Genomic DNA, 18,364 nt, shown 5'->3' with positions numbered 1-18,364 from the left:
AAGTTACAAGAATGGCCGACGAAGTCGCCGCTCGCCCTTCGAAGGCGGCGCCATGTGACGCCGCCTGAAGGGATCGGCCGCCGAAGCGGCGAAGCGGCTCTGGAACGGGGGTTTGGGGGGCCGCGCCCCCCAATGTCACAGCCCGAGCCTCCGGCGCGTAGCGCCGTTCGGTGAAGGCCGTGCTCCCCCTGCGGCTACTTGCGCTTGGTGACCTCTTCGGTGAGCTGCGGGACGACCTGGTGCAGGTCGCCCACGACGCCGTAGTCGGCGAGCTCGAAGATCGGCGCCTCCGGGTCCTTGTTGATCGCCACGATCGTCTTCGCGGTCTGCATGCCGGCCCGGTGCTGGATGGCACCGGAGATGCCGGCCGCGATGTAGAGCTGCGGCGACACGGTCTTGCCGGTCTGGCCGACCTGGAACTGGTGCGGGTACCAGCCGGCGTCCGTGGCGGCGCGCGAGGCGCCCACGGCCGCGCCGAGCGCGTCGGCCAGGCCCTCGATGACCGAGAAGTTCTCGGCCGAGCCGACGCCGCGCCCGCCGGAGACCACGATCGCGGCCTCGGTGAGCTCGGGACGGGCACCCTTCTCCTGCTTGACCCGCTCGACGACGCGGGCCGCCTTGGCGGCCTCGCTCAGGGTGAGCGACACCTCCTCCTCCGCGCCGGCGCCCGCGGCGGGCTCGGGAGCGGTGGAGTTGGGGCGTACGGCGACGATGGGCGTGCCCTTGCGCACCCGGGAGCGGACGTTGACGCCGCCACCGAAGATCGACTGGTCGGCCACGAAGCCCTCGCCGAGGCCCACGGCGTCGGTGATGACGCCCGAGTCGGTCTTGACCGCGAGCCGGCCGGCGACCTCCTTGCCCTCGGCCGTGGCCGCCACCAGCACGGCGGCGGGCGACTTGTCGGCCACGAGCTGGGCCAGCAGCTCGGCCTTGGGGGCCACCACGTGGTCGACCACGTCGGCGGAGGAGGCGACGTAGATCTTCTCGGCGCCGTACTCGGCCAGCTTGGCCTTGGCGCCGTCGGTGAGGCCGGGGCCGGCCCAGACGGCGGCCGGCGTGCCGAGGCCGCGCGCCAGCGTCAGCAGCTCCAGCGTGACCTTCTTGACCTCGCCGTCGAGCTGCTCGACGAGAACGAGAATCTCCGACATATCAGCAAAACCCCCGTTCTCAGATGAACTTCTTGGAAGCGAGGAACTCGGCGGCCTTCGCGCCACCGTCGCCCTCGTCCTTGACGATCGTGCCGGCCGCGCGCGGCGGGGCCGCGGCGAAGTCGACGACCTCGGACCAGGCGGCGTCGAGGCCCACCTGGTCGGCCGCGATGTCGGCGTCGGCGATGCCGAGCGTCTCGACCGGCTTCTTCTTGGCCGCCATGATGCCCTTGAAGGACGGGTAGCGCGGCTCGTTGATCTTCTCCACCACGGACACGACGGCGGGCAGCGTGGCCTCGACCCGGTCGAACCCGTAGTCGGTCAGCCGCTGGATCGCGATGGACGACCCGTCGACGTCGACCTTGTTGGCGAGGGTGAGCTGCGGGGTGCCGAGGCGCTCGGCCAGCATCGCGGCGAGCACGCCGGTGCGGGCGTCGGTGGACTCGGAGCCGAGGATGACCAGGTCGAACCCGATCTTCTTCAGCGCCTGCGCCATCGCGTAGGAGGTCGACAGCGCGTCGGAGCCGTGCAGGGCGTCGTCGCTGAGGTGGACCGCCTTGTCGGCGCCCATGGCCAGGGCCTTGCGGATGGTCTCGGTGGCCTTGCCGGGGCCCATCGACAGGACGGTGACCTCACCGCCGTGGGCCTCCTTGAGCTTCAGGGCCTCCTCGACCGCGTATTCGTCCAGCTCGTTGACCACGCCGTCTACGGCGTCACGGTCGAGCGTCTTGTCATCGGACCGCAGCTTGCGCTCGGTCGCCGTGTCGGGGACCTGCTTCACGCAGACGACGATGTTCATGGCCGGTGGACGACCTCCCGTGTTCGCGTGCGCCACCGCGCCGGTGCGGCGGGCGCTGGATGCATGCTGTCCAGACTGCCAGGTGTCCCGTGGGCTCCGTGACAGCGGGTGGCACGGGTCGCTCCCGTGCGCCCCGCCGCCATGTTACCCATGGGTAGCTTCGGCGCAAACACGGCCTCCCGGACCCGCGCCGCGGCGTCACCGTCCCCCACACTACCGAACTTTGTTCGGTACGCTTCGAGGGGTCTCCGGTCAGGCGGAGAGCAGGAACACGATCCCCGTCACCAGCGCCGTCCCCGCGAACAGCGCCAGCGTGAACGTGCTGAACGCCATGCTCAGCCCCAGGCTCACCCCCACGGCGCCCACGATGCTCGCGAAGTCCACCACGATCCGGCTCGTCCGGTACGGCCTGCGCGCCAGCAGCGCCACACCGGCGTCGGCCACCACCGCCAGCGAGTACCCGGCCAGCAGGAACAGGGCCACCTCAGGCAGCGGCTCGCGGGCCGCGGCGGCCAGCAGCGCCACGAACAGGGCCGACCCGATCACCCAGCGCCTGCGCACCTTCTCCCGGTGCCGCTCCCTGGCCTCCTCGGGCGAGCGCCGGAGCCGGTCGTCGCCGGGGCGCCACTCGCGGGTCTCCAGGTCGTGCAGCCCCTCGCGCCGCCGCTCGGCCCTGGAGCGCCGCCGGTCGCGGCGCAGGTCCGGTTCGCGTACGCCTGATATATCCGGCATGTCCAGACGGGAGGTTTCCGTACCGTGCTGCCCTGTCGCGGACACCTGGGGGTGCGCTGTCGAGGACGCTTGGGCGGCGGGCACACCCGGCCACCGAACCGCCGCCCCACCGGCCGCACCGCCATCTGTGTCGCCCGCCACACCTCCAGCCGCCCCACCGGGTGCGTCGCCGAACGCACTTCCGGCCGTCCCACCGGCAGCGCCACCGAACGTCCTCCCGGCCGTCCCACGGACCGCGCTTTCGGGCGCACCCTCGGCGGTCCCCGTCGCGGCGGCAAGAGCTGCCCCGCCGTAAGAGGCCGGTGCGTGAGGTGGCCACGCATCCGGCGTCCCGGTCACAGCCGCTCCCGGCGCGCTCGGCGAATCCGGCGTACCCGAATGTCCTGGCAGACCCTGCGAGCCGGCCGGCGCAGGCGGGAGAGGTCCGGCGAGCGCCCCCAGTTCCGCGTACAGCTCCGCGGCCGTGGGCCGCGCCGTCGGGTCCGTGGACAGGCACCGTCGCAGCAGCGGCTCCACCCACTCCGGCGCGCCCTCCAGGTCAGGCTCGTGGTGGACCACCCGATACGCCACCGCCGACGCGGGGCCCTGCCCGTACGGCTGGCGTCCCGTGGCCGCGTACGCGAGCGTGGCGCCGAAGGAGAACACGTCGGCCGCCATGCCCGCCTCGCGCCCTTCGAGCACCTCAGGAGCCAGGTAGCCGGGCGTGCCCACCACCGCGCCCGAGGCCGTCACCGACAGCGAGTCGAGCGCGCTCGCGATGCCGAAGTCGATGACCACGGGCCGCCCCTCGGCCATCATCACGTTGGCCGGCTTGAGGTCGCGGTGGATGACGCCCGCCTCGTGCATGGCCAGCAGCGCCGCCGCCAGCCCGCCCGCCAGACGGGGCAGGCCGGCCACCGGGACGGGCACCGCGCTGAGCGGCCTGCCCTGCACGTAACGGGTGACCAGGTACGGCCGCGCGCCGCCACGTGAGCCGCCGTCCAGCGAGGCGTCGAGCACCTCGGCCACGTACGGCCCGCCGACCCGGCGCATCGTCTCGACCTCGCGGGCCAGCCGCGCCAGCGCGACGGTGTCGGCCGCGACGTGCGGGTGCAGCACCTTGACCGCGACCGTGCGCCCCTCGGGGTCGAGCGCGAGATGCACCACGCCGAAACCGCCGGAACCGAGCCTCGAGAGCAGGTGGTACGGACCGAGATGCTCGCTCATACCCCTTCCTTCCCCTCAGGGACGGGTCAGGACACGCGGGACGCTCAGGACCAGGGTGACAGGAAGCCCAGCCCGACCTGGCGCAGGAGGTCGTCGATGAGGCCGGTGATGAGGCCGGTGGCGCTGTCCCGGGCGCTGCGCGTCAGCTCCCTGATCACGGTCTCGGGGGCCCGCCACGGGCTCCACACGGTCTCCTGGCCGAGCGCGAACATCACGACGACCATCGTCACGGTGCCCACCGCCAGCAGCGCCACCGTGGCCGCGCCGGGGCTGCGCAGCATGCCGGTGATCGCCCGGGTGACCGTGCGGCGCGGCGGGCCGCCGCCGGGCAGCACGAACAGGCCGGCGGAGAACGCGCCCGCCGCCCACGCGGCGGCCTCGTTGACGCCCATGCCGCCGCCCCAGCGCAGCACGCCGTACACGCAGAGACCGAACAGGATCGACAGCGGCACGTGGACCAGCGACACGAGCGCCGCCTTGACCAGCGCCCACGGCGTGCCGACGAGCACGAGCAGCGGGTCGGCGGCGCTGGAGCCGCGGATCTGGCGGCGCTTGACCATGTCGCCGAACAGGTAGTCGCCCACCCGCAGCACCACCGCGAGCGCGACGGCCACCGCGCCCACGGCCACGGGCATCATGACCGTCAGCGCGGCCAGCATGACGAGCAGCAGCCCGCCGACGAGCTGGCTGCCCACGAGGTAGCGCTTGCGCTCGGCGGGCGGCGTGTACGGGGGCGGCGCGACGGCCGGGCGGCCGCCCTGGGTCGCGGGCGGGGTGTACCGGGGCGGCTGGGTGGCCGGGCGGCGGCTGTCCTGCGTGGCCGGGTAGCCGGGGACGGGGCCGGCCACCCGCTGGTCGGGCCGGGGCGCGCGGGCCGGCATGGGGGCCGGCACGTAGGGCGGCGGGCGCTCCTCCTGACGGGGGCGCTCCTGCCGGGGCTTCGGCTCGTAGCGGGGCTGCGGCGGGCCGTACTCGACGGGCGGCAGCAGGTCGGCGTAGGACTCGGCCTGGGAGTCGAGGACGCGGGTGCGGGTGGACAGCTTCTTCGTGCCGGTCGGCTGGGCCTGCGGCGCGGCCTCGTGGAACGTCGTCACCGACGGGTCGAGCGCCTTGGCCATGCGGACGAGCTCGTGGGCGCTGGGCCGGGCGGACGGGTCCACGTCGAGGGCGCGCGCGAGCCAGCCGCGCAGCCACGCGGGCGCCTTGTCGAGCTGGGCGCGCCCCTCCATGATGTTGAAGCAGACCGCCTCGAACGTGCCCGTGCCGAACGGCGGCGCGCCCGTCGCGGCGAAGAACACCGTGGAGGCCAGCGCGTGGACGTCGGCCGCCTGGGTGATCTCGGAGTCGCGGATGATCTCGGGCGCGAGGTAGCCCGGCGTGCCGACGAACATGCCCGTCTGGGTCAGCCGCGTGGCGTTGACCAGGTGGGCGATGCCGAAGTCGATGACCAGCGGCCGGCCGTCGACCAGCATGACGTTGGACGGCTTGAAGTCGCGGTGGATCACGTCGGCGGCGTGGATGGACACCAGCGCCTGGGAGAGCCCCCGCGCGAGGTTGATCACCTCGCCCGCGGGGAGGGGGCCGTCGTTGAGTACGGTCTCCTCCAGCGTGCGGCCGGGCGCGAACCGGGTCACCACGTACGGCTGGCCGCCGACGAGCTCGGCGTCGAGCACCTCGGCCACGTACGGGCTGCGCACGCGGCGCATGGTCTCGACCTCGCGGGTGAGCCGGTCGCGGGCCTTGAGGTCGGCGGCCACGTGCGGGTGCAGGACCTTGATCGCCACCTCGCGGCCCTCGGAGTCGACGCCGAGGTGGACAACCCCCATGCCGCCCTCGCCGATCTTCCGTACCACCCGGTAGGGGCCGAGCCGCTCTGGCGCCTGGGTGTTGCCCGTGCTCATCGCCGTCTTACCCCCGTCATCCCCCCGAGTCCCCCTTCAGTCCGTCGAGCTGCTCCACCACAGGTCCCACGTCCACCGGAGCCCATACGGCCCTCCTAGCGTCGTCCTTGAACGTGCCGTAGGCGAGGACCAGCGACAACGCCGCGGCCGCCCCGAGGACGCCCGCCAGCACCATCGCCGCTGTTCTCGAGGGTACGAGGGAAGCGAGCGTCCTGCGCATCTGGCGCCCCGGGCCCTCCACGCCCGGGCCCGCGCACAGGGTCCAGAGGGCGACCGCCGCTCCCCAGGCCAGCGCGTTGTACGGGTCCGTTCGGAGTACCACGGTGAGGAGCAGCGTAACGGGTAGCCCCAGTATGAGAGCGTAAAGAACCAGCGCGAGCGTGATGCCCACGGACTTGGCCAGTGCCCGCGGGTGCGCGAACACCCTGACCACGTCCAGCGCCGCCGCGCCGGTCGAGCGGCGCGCGATCAGCTCCGGCTGGGCGAGGTCGGCGGCGCGCAGCAGCACCGCGAGGGGCACGACCACCACGGCCACCAGCACGGGCGCCATGACCGCCGCCACGATCATGATGACGAGCAGCATCGCGCCCGCCACCCCGTAGGCCCGGGAACGCTGGAGCACCTGGCCGGGCACGGCGCCCGGGACGAACGGCTCCCGCTTGGTCCGCGGGTCCGGCGGGTACTGGGGCTGGGCCGGGATGTAGGGGGGTGGCGGCTGCTGGGTGGGACGCCCCTGCGGCGCCGGCCCGGACGACCCGCCCATGCCGAACGCGTGCCCGGACTGATGACCGGACTGATGACCCGCCTGGTGGCCGGCCGGGTGACCGGCCTGCGGGCCCGACCCGGGTGTGGCGTGCGGGCCGGAGTAGGCGGCCGGCCCGGAGAACGCCGCCGGCCCGGCCTGCGGGCCCGAACCCGGGTGGGGGGCCGCGGCGTGCGGGCCCGATCCGGGGTACGGCGCGGGACCCGCGTGGGGTCCTGTGCCCGGCGCGGAGCCGGGGCGCCCGTAGTCGACGTTCGGGCGGCCGTAGTCGGGGCTGTCGGGGCGTACGCGCCGCGTCGGCAGGTCGCCCTCCTGCGACGGCAGCGGGACGTGCTCCCCCGGCCACGGGGACGCCGAGCCGTCACCCGGCCACGGGGACGCGGCGTTGTCGCCCGGCCGCGGGGCGTTCTGCCAGGGCTGGGCGCCGCTCTCCTGCTGCATGCGGCGCAGTTCCTCGGGCGTGACGCGGCGGGTCGGCCACGGGTCGCCCTCGTCGCTCGTCCACGGGTCGGCCTGCTCGCCGCCCGGCGTCGCGCCGGCCTGCCCCGCGCCCGGAGCGCCCGGACCCGTCCCTGGACCGCCCGGTCCGGTCCCCAGACCGCCCGGACCCGTGCCGGGAGCGCCCGTCGCGGGCGGTGGGCCGCCCTGCCCGAGCAGCGACACGTACGGCTGGTCCTGGCCCGGCGGCGTCTGACCGGGAGCGGGCCCGCCCGGCGGCCCGAAGCGGACCTCCTGACCGTCGAGGAGCCGGCGCGGGGTGACCGGCGGCGTGGAGATCTCCCAGGCCGGCCGCTCGGCGACGGGCCGCGGCGCCGGCAGGTCGAACCGGTCGGGACCCGGCACCGTCGAGATCTCGTCCGGCGCCGCGCCCGGCGAGCGGGGCAGCATGCGCGCGGTCTGCTCGGCCAGTTCGGCGGCCTTCGGCCGCTTGCCGGGGTTGCGCTGGAAGGCGGCCTTGAGCAGCGGCTGCAGCTCGGCCGGCGCGGCCCCGATCTCGGCCTTGCCCGCGGTGATGTTGTAGAAGATCATCTCCAGCGTGCCCTTGCCGAAGGGCGGCTGGCCGGTGCAGGCGTACAGCAGCGTGCCGGCCCAGGCGTGGACGTCGACCTCCGGCCCCGCCTCCTGACCCTCGATGATCTCGGGGGCGAGGTAGCCGGGCGTGCCGATGAACATGCCGGTCTGGGTCAGCCGCGTGGCGTCGACGGCCTGGGCGATGCCGAAGTCGATGAGCACCGGCTCGCCGTCGAGGATCAGCACGTTGCCGGGCTTGAGGTCACGGTGGATCACGCCGACGGAGTGGACCGCGGCCAGTGCCGTCGCCACGCCGTGCGCGATGCGCACCAGCGCGGGAAGGTCCAGCGGGCCGTCGTCCTTGACGATCTCGTCCAGCGAGCGCCCGGGGACGTAGCGCGTGACGATGTACGGACGATGACCGGTGACGTCGGCGTCGACGACCTCGGCGATGTACCGGCTGCGCACCCGGCGCATGGTCTCGACCTCGCGCGACAGCCGTCGCCTGGCGACCTCGTCACCGGCGACCTCGCCGCGCAGGACCTTGACCGCCACGTGCCGCCCCTGGGGGTCGGCAGCGAGGTGGACAACGCCCATTCCGCCTTCACCGAGCCGCCTGAGCAGCCGGTAAGGGCCAAGTCGGTCATCGTTCATGGCATGAAGCACCATACCGGCTTAATCCCCGCCCACGAGATGAACCATGAGGCCACATTCCCACTCGTACAACGTCCGGATCGGGGCCATCGGTTTCCGATCCCTCGGTATCGAATCGGCCACGACATTCGCGGGGTCGCGGCGACTTTCCGCTATGCGTCGTTGGCCAGGGCGAGAACCTCCGCGCCCTTCAGCCCGGCCAGGGTGGACCCGGCCACGGCCAGCTTGCTCCTGCGCAGCCCGCTGCCGACGACCACCCTGGGGTGCTCGGCCACGCGCGCGTCCACCAGGATGGGCCAGTCGGCCGGCAGGCCCAGCGGCGTGATGCCGCCGTACTCCATGCCGGTCAGCTCCACCGCCTCCGCCATCGGCGCGAAGCTCGCCTTGCGGGCCTCCAGGTGCTTGCGCACCACGCCGTTGACGTCGACCCGCATGGTGGCCAGCACCATGCAGGCCGCGTAGCGGGTCTCGCCGCCGCGCCTGGCCGCGACGACGACGCAGTTGGCCGACTCGTCCATGCCCACGCCGTAGCGCTCGCAGAACGCCGCCGTGTCGGCCAGCTCGGGATCGATCTCGGCCACCTCGGCGAGGCCGGGCAGCTCGCGCACGGCGCGGGCCACCGGGTCGGCCAGCAGGTCGGTCCGTTCGGTCGCGGGCACCCAGTGCAATGTCATCCCATCTCCTCATTCGCTCCTCCAGGACCCTACGTGGTCCCGGCGGCAGCGTGCCGTCACTGCGAGCGCAGCACCCTCTGGTGGAGCTGCGTGACGGCGGCGCGGGCCGACTCCATGGCCCCCGCCTGCCAGGCGATCAGGTGGGTGAGCCAGTCGCCCGCGAAGTAGACCCTTCCGCTGGGGCGTTGCAGAAGAGTGAACGACGAATCAAAGGCCGGCCAGCGCACCCAGCCGCCCTGGATGTGCTCCTGGCGTTCCCAGGCGATGGAGACGCTGGACAGCAGGCCCTTGCCGTACTTGTCGCCGTGGATCTTGCGGCCCTGGGTGACGGCGCGGCGGCGGCGGTCCTCGGGGGTGAGCGCGCCGTACAGCTCGGCCTCGGGGCCGGTGTTGTAGTAGCCGACGATCAGGCCGCGCTCGGAGTGGTAGCCGTGCGACGGGTACCAGATGTGGGTGATGTCGAGGTCGGTCTCGGTGATGCCACCGTAGATGCGGTCCTCCATCTCCCACCAGCGCCGGTCGTACTCCATGCCGATCTTCCCGGCGGCGACGGGGACGGGTGTCCTGAGCGCGGCGGTGACCTGGGCGCCGAGGTTGTGCGGGATGCGGGCGAGCACGTGGGGCGGCAGGGTGGCGACGCAGTAGTCGGCCTTGATCCGGCCGCCGTCCCAGACGACCTCGACGCCGTCGGCCTGGTCGGTGATCTTCGTGACCTTGGCGCCCGTCTTGACGCGGTCGGCGCCCACGGCCTCGGTCAGCCGCCTGACGATGGCGTCCATGCCGCCGATCGGCTGGAACATGGGGGTGGCCTGGTCGTAGCCGAAGTCGTTGAGTATGGAGCGGCCGGTGCCGGCGGCGAGGACGTCGTGGAGGGCGCCGGGGCCGGGGACGGGGGTGCCGTCGTCGAGCGCCGGGTACTTCAGGTAGCCGCGCCGTGGGGAGCCCGCGTAGTCGAACTTGGGGCCGAGGTCGCCGAAGCGGCGCAGGAAGTCGAGCAGGCGCTCCCGGTCGTCGCGGGTCAGCTCCCGGTCGAGCGCGCCGGCATTGGTGGCCTTCGCCAGTAACTCCGCTACATATCCATACATGTCGGCTTTCGCGGTGCGAGCCCGCACCGTGCCGCCTCGCGTATGGACGTACGCCTGCGCGTTGCTGTTGATGAACGTCTCGATCGGCACGCCCAGCTCGCGGCAGTAGTCGAGCGTGACCATCCACTGCGCGATGCGGCCGGGCCCGGCGTTGAAGTAGACGCCCTCGCCGAAGCGCGCCTCCTGCGTGACGCCGCCCGCCTCGGTCAACCGGTCACCGCCGCGCAGCGTGAGGTTGCGCCCGCCGGTCCGGTCGCGAGCCTCCAGCAGCGTGCAGTCGTAGCCCGCCTTGCCCAGCTCGTACGCCACGGTGAGCCCGGCCACGCCCGCACCGAGGATCACCACCGTGCCCGCGGCCCGGCCGGTGAGCGAGAAGTCGCCGGAGCGCGGGGCGGCGAACGCCTTGTCCTGCCCGGAGGGCGCCAGGCCGAGGGCGCCCATGGCGGCGTACATGGCGCCCGCGCCGCCGACCGCCCCGATGCCGACGAGCAGCCCCCGCCGCGTCAGCGCCGCACCCTCCACGCGCACCTCTCTCCAGGCATGTTCCCGGCCCGCCGCCCGCGACGGGGCGACGGCCGCTCCGCACCGTACACCCGCGCCCCGGCGCCCGCATGCCGGACACCCCGCGGCCCGAGGGGGCTCAGCCGTAGGGGCCGCTGCCGCAGGCGATCTGGCCGCCGATCGTGGCGAAGATGCCGAACAGCGCCATGATCTGCGTGAAGTCGTCGGTCGTGAACTCGGTGTGGCGCGTGCCCGCCGCCTTCACGCCCGGGATCAGCCCGACCGCGGCGGCGATGGCGGTGGAGTTCCACTCCACTCCCAGCGTGTACGGCGGAGCCAAGGTGTACGGCGTGAAGTCGGTCAACCGGTTGAGGGCCCGGGCCATGGCGTCACGGATGCGGGCCTGGGCCACGCTCGGCGGCAGCAGCTCGGCCGAGAACTTGTCGATCCCCTTCTTCACCGCGACCGTCTCGACGTCGCCGAGCAGCTCGCGGGCCTCCTCGCCCACGGCCTCGTCCCCGGCCACCAGCACGACCGGCACGCCGTGGAACCCGGCGCACGCGGCCACCAGCCGGGTCTCGCCGCACACCTCGCCGTTGAGGTAGACGTTCTGGATCTCCTTGCCCATCCACGTGTGGTTGAGCACGCCGTGCTGCACCCCGGCGCGGGCGTGGTAGCCGACGAAGCCCGCCGCCTGGAACGAGCCGTCCAGGCCCTGCGCCATCCGCTGCGCCTTGCCGGGGCCGCGGATGAGGGTGGCGCGCGGGTCGAGCAGGTCGATGCGGAGGTTCTTGGTGGACCCGTGGGCGTCGTTGACCAGCACCGACGTGGCCCCGGCCGCGTAGGCGCCCTCGACGGCGGCGTTGGCGTCGGCCGTCATCAGCTCGCACCCGCGCTCGTAGCCGCGCTTGCCGGCGTGCATCTCCTCGGGGTCGGTGAGGCCGGTGACGCCCTCCATGTCGACCGACAGGTACACCTTCATCCGCGCGTCTCTCCTTCGTTCACGATCCCCAGCTCTCCACCCGGCGCACCTCGTCGTCGGTCATGAAGCCGACCTCGGCCGCCATGAACGCCGCCGCCCGCTCCCGCCACGGTTCCGGGATCTCGTCGATCGCCTTCGGGTAGCAGTGGTCGAGCCAGCTCGTCGACTCCTCGGTGACGTCGAAGTACGTCAGGGCCGTGGCGAACACCGTGTTCTCGATCCCGGGCACGCGGGCCAGGCCGTACTGGACCATCTCCTGGCCGCCGTAGGGCGGCGGGCGCATCCACTTGCGCGCCACGGGCCGGTCGGCGGTGATGGGCGTGTCGAGCGGGCGCCGCTCGATCGCGGCCTGGATGAGCTCCTTGTACAGGCACTTGCCGCAGGTACGGCAGGGGCCGTCGGTGCCGCGCAGGCACCAGCGGACGGAGTCCTTGAGGTCGGAGCCGAGGGCGAGCCGCATGGTGACGGCCTCGCTGACCCCGCCGACGGGCAGCACGATGTGGACGCCCACCGCCGCGAACAGCCGCCCCCACTTGCCGTGGGGCGCCCACAGGTCGTTGTCCGGGGTGTAGCGCAGCAGGTAGCGGCCGCCGCCGAGCCACCGGGAGCCCATCTCGTACCCGAACCCGAGGCCGCCGAGGCCGAGCCGGTCGGCCGACAGCAGCGCGCCGGCCGCGACCGCCTGGTGCTCGGGGTAGCCGGGGCGCGGCTCGGCGAGCGTGTACTCCAGGTCGGACCGGATGATCGTGAGGTCGCGCCCAGTCCCCCGGGCCAGCTTGGCGAGCACGTCCGAGCGGTAGTGCGGCCACCGGTTGGGGACGCGGGCGTGCGGCACCCGCTGGAAGTGGACGAACGGCGCCTCGGGGTAGACGGTGGCCGCGGCCACGGAGTCCGCGCCGCCGCTGTAGGAGATCGCGAGCGTGCTCCCGGCGGGGCGCGGCTCGGCGCCCACGGGCCCGGCCTCGATCCCCCACCCTTCGTGCAGCGCGGCGGCGACCTCGGCCGACACCGCCCGGTCGAAGGTGATCCGCCGGCGCGTCCACGGGGCGACGACGGTCCACGCGGCCACGGCGAACAGGTCGGGGTGGGCGTCGTCCGGCACGTCGGAGAGGGAGCACGAGTTGATCGCCAGCTTGACGGGGTGGCCGTCGGAGGCGTGGCCGGTGATCTCGTCCTCGGGGTCGAGGCGGAAGGTCAGGACGCCGCCCGACCAGGTGACCCTCACGACCGCTCCGCGACGCCGGCCGCGCGGTCCCTGAGCTCGTCGATGGCCTGCCAGACCAGGACCTCGTTCTGCAGGACGCCGTCCATGGCCTTGGCCGTCTCCTGGGCCAGGCGCTGGGTGTCCTGGGCGATGCGGCGGGTCTCGTCGAGCTTGGCCCGGTCCGGCCCGGGCGCGGCGGGCGCCGCCTTGCGCAGGCGCTCCACCTCCGCCTGGAGCGTCGCCATCTCCCGGCGCAGCGTCTGGACCTCCCACAGGGCGTCCCTGATGTCCTGGCGGTGGTCGGCGATGGAGATGTAGCGGGCATCGAACCACGTGCGCACGGCCTGACGCAGCCGCGCGGGGACCAGGACGCGCATCATGAAACGTCACCATAGTGGGAAATCGCCACCCACCACGGCGCCGTGCCCGAATGGCAACACCCGATCTGACAGAGGTGTTGACGGATCCTCGCCCGGCGCTTACGTTTCCGGCACGCACCCAGAAACATATCATTGATGTTCCGAAATTTTCGGAGGGCGTCATGTGGCGAGGCGTTGCCGCGATCACCCTGCTCGGCCTGCCGGCCGTCCCCGTCCCATCCGCCCAGGCCTCCGCGGCTCCGGGCGTGATCACGGTGCGCGAGCACGTCCGCCACCAGGAGATCGACGGCTTCGGCATCTCCCAGGCGTTCCGGCGCAACGAGCTGCTGCGCGCGCTGCCCGAGGCTCAGCAGCGCGAGATCCTCGACCTGTGGTTCGACCGCGACAAGGGCGCCGGGTTCAGCATCCTGCGGCTCGGCATCGGCTCCTCCCCCGCCGGCAGCCCGTACGACCACATGGTCTCGATCCAGCCGGAGGACCCGGGCGGCCCCGGCGCCCCGCCCCGCTACGTCTGGGACGGCGACGACAACAGCCAGGTCTGGGTGGCCAAGGCGGCCAAGGAGTACGGCGTGCGGCGCTTCTTCGCCGACGCCTGGAGCGCCCCCGGCTACATGAAGGACAACGGCGACGACAAGAACGGCGGCGCCCTCAAGCCCGAGTGGCGCACCGCCTACGCCCGCTACCTGGCCCAGTACACCCGCTTCTACGCCCAGGAGGGCATCAGGATCACCGACCTCGGCTTCACGAACGAGCCCGACTTCACCGCCACCTACGCCTCGATGCGCTTCACCCCGGCCGAGGCCGCCGAGTTCGCCAAGGTCCTCGGGCCCGTCGCCAAGGGGGTGAACCTGGTGTGCTGCGACTCGTTCGGCTGGAAGGAGGCCAAGGCGTACTCGGCGGCCGTCGAGGCCGACCCGGAGGCGCGCCGCTGGGTGAGGACCCACACCGGTCACACCTACGCCAGCCCGGTGGACGGGCCGCTGCCCACGACCCGCAGGACGTGGATGTCGGAGTGGAACCCCAACGGCGGCACGTGGGACGAGCGCTGGGACGACGGCGGCGGCTACGACGGCATGGCGATCGCCTCGGCCGTGCACGACGCCCTCACGCTGGGCGACGTGAGCGGCTACGTCTACTGGCTCGGCGCCTCACGCGGCGCCACCCGCGCGCTGCTCCAGATCGACGAGACGACCCGGACGTACCACGTGTCCAAGCGCCTGTGGGCGCTGGCCGCCTACAGCCGGTTCATCCGCCCGGGAGCGGTCCGGCTGGACGCCTCGGCCGCCGACCCGTCGCTGAAAGTTTCGGCGTTCAGGAACAAGGACGGCTCGGGGGTGGTGGAGATCCTCAACACGGGAACGGCCCCGGTCACGTGGCAGGGCGTTCGCGGCCGGGCGACGGCCTACGTCACGGACGAGGCCCACGACCTGGCGGAGTCGGAGGTGACCGGCCACGCGGTGACGCTCGCGCCGAGATCGCTCACCACGGTCGTGGTCAGGGGTTGACCACGGCCCTGGTGACCTGACGCACGTGACGGCGCCCGGCCCTGTGCCGCTCAGCGGCCGCTTCCCTGGAGGCCCTCAGCCGATCATCGCCCCGAGAAAGAAGGCTTTGACTTCTCCGCGAACGCCGTCATACCTGTGCGCGCGTCCTCAGTGGCGAACAGGCCCGAGAACTGCAGCCGCTCGATCTCCAGCCCCGTGTCGAGGTCGGACTCCAGCCCCTGATCGATCGCCTGCTTGGCGGCACGGTACGCCACCGTCGGCCCGCCGGCGAACGTGGCCGCCCACTCCAGCGCCGCCGTGTACACCTCCGCGTCCGGCACCACCCGGTCGACCAGCCCCATCGCGAGGGCCTCGGCGGCCGGGACGTGCCGGCCGCTGTAGATGAGGTCCTTGGCCCGGGCCGGCCCGACCAGGCGCGGCAGCCGCTGCGTGCCGCCCGCGCCCGGGATGATGCCGAGCTGGATCTCCGGCTGGCCGAGCTTGGCCGACTCGCCCGCGACGCGGAAGTCGGCGCACAGCGCGAGCTCGCACCCGCCGCCGAGCGCGTAGCCGGTGACGGCGGCGATGACCGGCTTGCCGATGCGCGCGACCGCCGTGAAGCAGTCCTGCAGCGTGCGGGAGTGGAGGGCCATGTCGGCGTACGACATGGTGACCATCTCCTTGACGTCGACGCCGGCGGCGAAGACGCGCTCGCCGCCGTAGAGCACGACCGCGTGGACGCCCGGGTCGGCGTCGACGGCGCGGGCCGCCTCGGCGATCTCGTGCTGGGCCTGGCGGTTGAGGGCGTTCATCTTGGGGCGGTCGAGCCTGATGGTGGCGGTCTGCCCGGCGACCTCTACGCGTACGAACTCAGCCATGCCCCGACCCTACAAGAGCGCCCCCGCGAAGATCCGCCGGCGTCCATGCGTGAAAAAATCCTTCGCAAAGCTCTCGCCGCAGAAAGAAAATATTGAGACGCTGTGCGTTGCAGCACCCCCAGCAGTCTAGGAGCGCCCATGCGCAGAGCGCTGGCGATCGCCGCGGTCGCCTTCCTCCCCTTAGCGAGCATCCCCACGGCGGCACAGGCCGCCGCCGAGCCGGACGACCGGCAGCAGGCGTTCAGCGCCGCAGCCGCGGAGTTCAAGGTCCCCGAAAGCGTCCTCCTGGGCGTCTCCTACCTGGAGTCGCGCTGGGACGCCCACGCCGGCCAGCCCAGCAACAACGCCGGGTTCGGCCCCATGCACCTGACCGACGCCGCCTCCTTCACCGCCTCCAACCACCACGACGGCAGTGAGGAGGACGCGCGCGGCGACGAGAGCCGCCCGCTCGCCGCCCCCGCCGCCACTCCCACCCCCGAAGAGATCCCCGCCTCGCTGCGCACCATCGAGAAGGCCGCCGAGCTCACCGGCGAGAGCCGCGAGAAGCTGCGCGCCGACGACGCCGCCAACATCCGGGGCGGCGCGGCGCTGCTCGCCGACTACCAGAAGTCGCTCGGCGCGCCGCTGAGCGACGACCCGGGCGAGTGGTACGGCGCGGTCGCGAAGTACTCCGGCGCCGAGGAGTCGCAGGCCGCCAAGGTCTTCGCCGACGAGGTGTACTCGACGATCAAGGAGGGCGCCGACCGGGTCACCGACGACGGCGGCCGCGTCACCCTCAAGCCGGTGCCCGGCCTGGAGGCCGTGGAGAAGTGGCTGGAGAAGCTCGGCCTGCGCCCGCCGCGCCGCGACGGCGTCGAGTGCCCGCCCACGATCTCCTGCGAGTGGATCCCGGCCGCCTACCAGCAGCTCCCGAACAACGACTACGGCCACTACGACCTGGCGAACCGGCCCTTCAACCAGAAGGTCGACTACATCGTCATCCACGACATGGAGGGCTACTGGGCGCCCTCGGTCAAGCTCAACCAGGACCCGAAGTGGCCCGGGAGCTGGCACTACTCCGTCCGCTCCAGCGACGGCCACATCGCCCAGCAGATCAAGACCAAGGACGTCGGCTGGCAGGCCGGCAACTGGTACATCAACGCCAAGTCCATCGGCATCGAGCACGAGGGCTTCCTGGCCGAGGGCAGCACCTGGTACACCGAGGCGATGTACCGGTCGTCGGCCAAGCTGGTGCGCTACCTGGCGCTGCGCCACGGCGTGCCGCTCGACCGCGCGCACATCCTCGGCCACGACAACGTGCCCGGCACCCTGCCGACCACGGTCAAGGGCATGCACGAGGACCCCGGACCGTTCTGGGACTGGGCGCACTACTTCGAGCTGATCGGCGCCCCGCTGCACCAGTTCGGCGGCCCCAGGTCCGGCTCCGTCATGATCAAGCCGGACTTCGCGACCAACAAGCCGTACTTCTACGGCTGTGACCGCAAGAACCCCGAGAACGCCTGCCCGCCGCTGCCCGCCTCCACGGTCTGGCTGCGCACCGAGCCGCGCGCCGACGCCCCCCTGATCAAGGACATCGGCAAGCACCCCACGGGCGACTCGCTCTACAGCGTGTACGACCACAGCGCCCGCGCCACCACCGGCCAGCGCTTCGCCGTGGCCGACCGGCAGGGCGACTGGACCGCGATCTGGTACCTCGGCCAGAAGGCGTGGTTCCACAACCCGGCCTCCGCGCCGACCGCCGTGCCCTCGATGGGCCTCGTGGTGACGCCCAAGCCGGGCCTGGCCACGGTCCCGGTGTACGGCAGGGCCTACCCGGAGAAGGAGGCCTACCCGGCCGACATCCCGTACCAGGCGGTCACCCCGCTCCAGTACACGTTCTCGGCCGGCGAGAAGTACACGCTGGCCGGCCCGGCGGCGACCGAGTACTACCGGGCGGTCACCTTCGAGCCGGAGCCGCACACCGTGGTCAAGGGCAAGACGAAGTACCTGGAGATCCAGTTCGGGCACCGCGTCATGTTCGTCAAGGCTGACGACGTGCGTGTGACGTTCTCCGGGTGAACTCCTGAACGGCGCGCCTGGTGCTGTTCCACGCCTCCTGGGAGGAGTCGAACGTGCGCTGGGCGACGCCGACGAACACGCAGTCGATGACCAGGAGCTGGCTGATGCGGCTGGCCAGCGCGCCGGGACGGAACTCCGTCTCGCGCCCGGCCGAGATGAGCACGTGCTCGGCCAGCTCCGCGATCGTCGAGCGCGGGTTGTTGGTGATCGCCACGGTGGTGGCGCCGGCCTCCTTGGCCCGGCCCAGCGGCTCCAGCACGTCCGGCGTCTCGCCGGACGTGCTGATGCCGATGGCGACGTCGCCGGGCCTGAGCAGGACGGAGCTGGTCAGCGCGAGGTGGGCGTCCTGGAAGGCGTGGCAGGACACGCCGATGCGCAGGAGCTTCTGCGCGACGTCCGCCGCGACCAGGCCCGAGGCGCCCACACCGTACGCGTCGATCCGCCGCGCCCCCACGATGGCGTCGATGACCAGGCCGAGCCGCTCGGAGGTGAGCTGGGCGACCGTGTCGTTGATCGCCTCGGACTCGGCCCTGGCCACCTTGACGATGACCTCCGACAGCGGGTCGTCGGGGGCGAGGTCGCCGGGCACCAGCCGGTCGGGCTGGGCGGCGGCCGCGGCCAGGGCCAGCCGGAGCTGCGGGTAGCCCGCGAAGCCCAGCAGCCTGGCCGTGCGCACGATCGTGGCCTCACTGGTGCCCGAGGCGGCGGACAGCTCGGTGATGGTGCTCCGGGCCACCGTCGCGGGATCCTCCAGGATGAGGCGGGCGACGGTCTGCGCGGCGGGCGTCAGCGAGGGCAGCACGCCGCGGACCGTGGCCACCAGAGTGTCGGCGCGCACGCCGTTCCCGCTGTTGTCCACACCCCGATTATCCAGCGCCGTCAAGGCCCCGCGCCCCGTCCGTAC

The 18,364-nt window shown here is 72.8% G+C and carries 14 protein-coding genes; 2 read left to right on the top strand and 12 right to left on the bottom strand.

The features are described from left to right. Window positions 1-194 precede the first annotated feature (194 nt). The 10 genes from HD595_RS24450 to HD595_RS24405 all read right to left on the bottom strand — a co-directional run bounded on the left by HD595_RS24450 (window position 195) and on the right by HD595_RS24405 (window position 13,040). Entirely contained in the window at window positions 195-1,148 is a 954-nt protein-coding gene (locus HD595_RS24450) for an electron transfer flavoprotein subunit alpha/FixB family protein (protein ID WP_253772807.1), read from the bottom strand. A 19-nt stretch (window positions 1,149-1,167) separates the two neighbouring features. Beyond that, a complete protein-coding gene (locus HD595_RS24445; RefSeq protein ID WP_253772805.1) occupies window positions 1,168-1,947 on the bottom strand; it encodes an electron transfer flavoprotein subunit beta/FixA family protein in 780 nt (259 codons plus the stop codon). Between the two features lie 252 nt (window positions 1,948-2,199). Then, window positions 2,200-3,885 carry a serine/threonine-protein kinase gene (locus tag HD595_RS24440; RefSeq protein ID WP_253772803.1) on the bottom strand — a complete coding sequence of 562 codons (1,686 nt, stop codon included), beginning with the start codon at window positions 3,883-3,885 and terminating at the stop codon, window positions 2,200-2,202. A gap of 44 nt (window positions 3,886-3,929) precedes the next feature. After that, window positions 3,930-5,786, bottom strand: a complete 1,857-nt coding sequence (locus tag HD595_RS24435) for a serine/threonine-protein kinase (protein ID WP_253772801.1) — start codon at window positions 5,784-5,786, stop codon at window positions 3,930-3,932. A gap of 16 nt (window positions 5,787-5,802) precedes the next feature. Beyond that, the gene (locus HD595_RS24430; protein ID WP_301309587.1) at window positions 5,803-8,214 is read right to left on the bottom strand and encodes a serine/threonine-protein kinase; all 2,412 of its coding nucleotides are present in this window, start codon (window positions 8,212-8,214) and stop codon (window positions 5,803-5,805) included. Window positions 8,215-8,366: 152 nt separating this feature from the next. Then, the gene (locus HD595_RS24425; RefSeq protein ID WP_253772797.1) at window positions 8,367-8,888 is read right to left on the bottom strand and encodes a YbaK/EbsC family protein; all 522 of its coding nucleotides are present in this window, start codon (window positions 8,886-8,888) and stop codon (window positions 8,367-8,369) included. Window positions 8,889-8,944: 56 nt separating this feature from the next. Continuing rightward, window positions 8,945-10,501: a flavin monoamine oxidase family protein gene (locus tag HD595_RS24420; RefSeq protein WP_253772795.1), complete on the bottom strand. Its 1,557-nt coding sequence runs from the start codon at window positions 10,499-10,501 to the stop codon at window positions 8,945-8,947. 112 nt (window positions 10,502-10,613) lie between these two features. After that, window positions 10,614-11,456, bottom strand: a complete 843-nt coding sequence (locus HD595_RS24415) for a M55 family metallopeptidase (RefSeq protein WP_253772793.1) — start codon at window positions 11,454-11,456, stop codon at window positions 10,614-10,616. A gap of 19 nt (window positions 11,457-11,475) precedes the next feature. Further along, window positions 11,476-12,681 carry a DUF6395 domain-containing protein gene (locus HD595_RS24410; protein ID WP_253772791.1) on the bottom strand — a complete coding sequence of 402 codons (1,206 nt, stop codon included), beginning with the start codon at window positions 12,679-12,681 and terminating at the stop codon, window positions 11,476-11,478. Next, entirely contained in the window at window positions 12,678-13,040 is a 363-nt protein-coding gene (locus HD595_RS24405; protein WP_175604706.1) for a hypothetical protein, read from the bottom strand. The genes HD595_RS24410 and HD595_RS24405 overlap by 4 nt, the downstream gene beginning before the upstream one ends. A gap of 161 nt (window positions 13,041-13,201) precedes the next feature. On the opposite strand from HD595_RS24405, the gene HD595_RS24400 reads away from it, so the two are divergent. Then, window positions 13,202-14,545: a glycoside hydrolase family 30 protein gene (locus HD595_RS24400; protein ID WP_253772789.1), complete on the top strand. Its 1,344-nt coding sequence runs from the start codon at window positions 13,202-13,204 to the stop codon at window positions 14,543-14,545. A gap of 83 nt (window positions 14,546-14,628) precedes the next feature. On the opposite strand, the gene HD595_RS24395 is transcribed toward HD595_RS24400, so the two are convergent. Then, window positions 14,629-15,402: an enoyl-CoA hydratase/isomerase family protein gene (locus HD595_RS24395; protein WP_253772787.1), complete on the bottom strand. Its 774-nt coding sequence runs from the start codon at window positions 15,400-15,402 to the stop codon at window positions 14,629-14,631. Window positions 15,403-15,540: 138 nt separating this feature from the next. Here HD595_RS24395 and HD595_RS24390 point away from each other — a divergent pair, with 138 nt between their 5' ends. Beyond that, window positions 15,541-17,460, top strand: coding sequence for an N-acetylmuramoyl-L-alanine amidase (locus tag HD595_RS24390; protein WP_253772785.1), 1,920 nt, complete (start codon window positions 15,541-15,543; stop codon window positions 17,458-17,460). Here the strand turns inward: HD595_RS24390 and HD595_RS24385 are convergent. Then, on the bottom strand, window positions 17,423-18,319 hold the full coding sequence (locus HD595_RS24385; RefSeq protein WP_175592416.1) for a MurR/RpiR family transcriptional regulator: 897 nt from the start codon (window positions 18,317-18,319) through the stop codon (window positions 17,423-17,425). The genes HD595_RS24390 and HD595_RS24385 overlap by 38 nt on opposite strands. Window positions 18,320-18,364 lie beyond the last annotated feature (45 nt).

The organism is Nonomuraea roseoviolacea subsp. carminata, from assembly GCF_024172185.1.
In the GTDB taxonomy this organism is placed as follows: Bacteria; Actinomycetota; Actinomycetes; order Streptosporangiales; family Streptosporangiaceae; genus Nonomuraea; species Nonomuraea roseoviolacea.
This window is presented reverse-complemented; position numbering and strand designations above follow the sequence as displayed.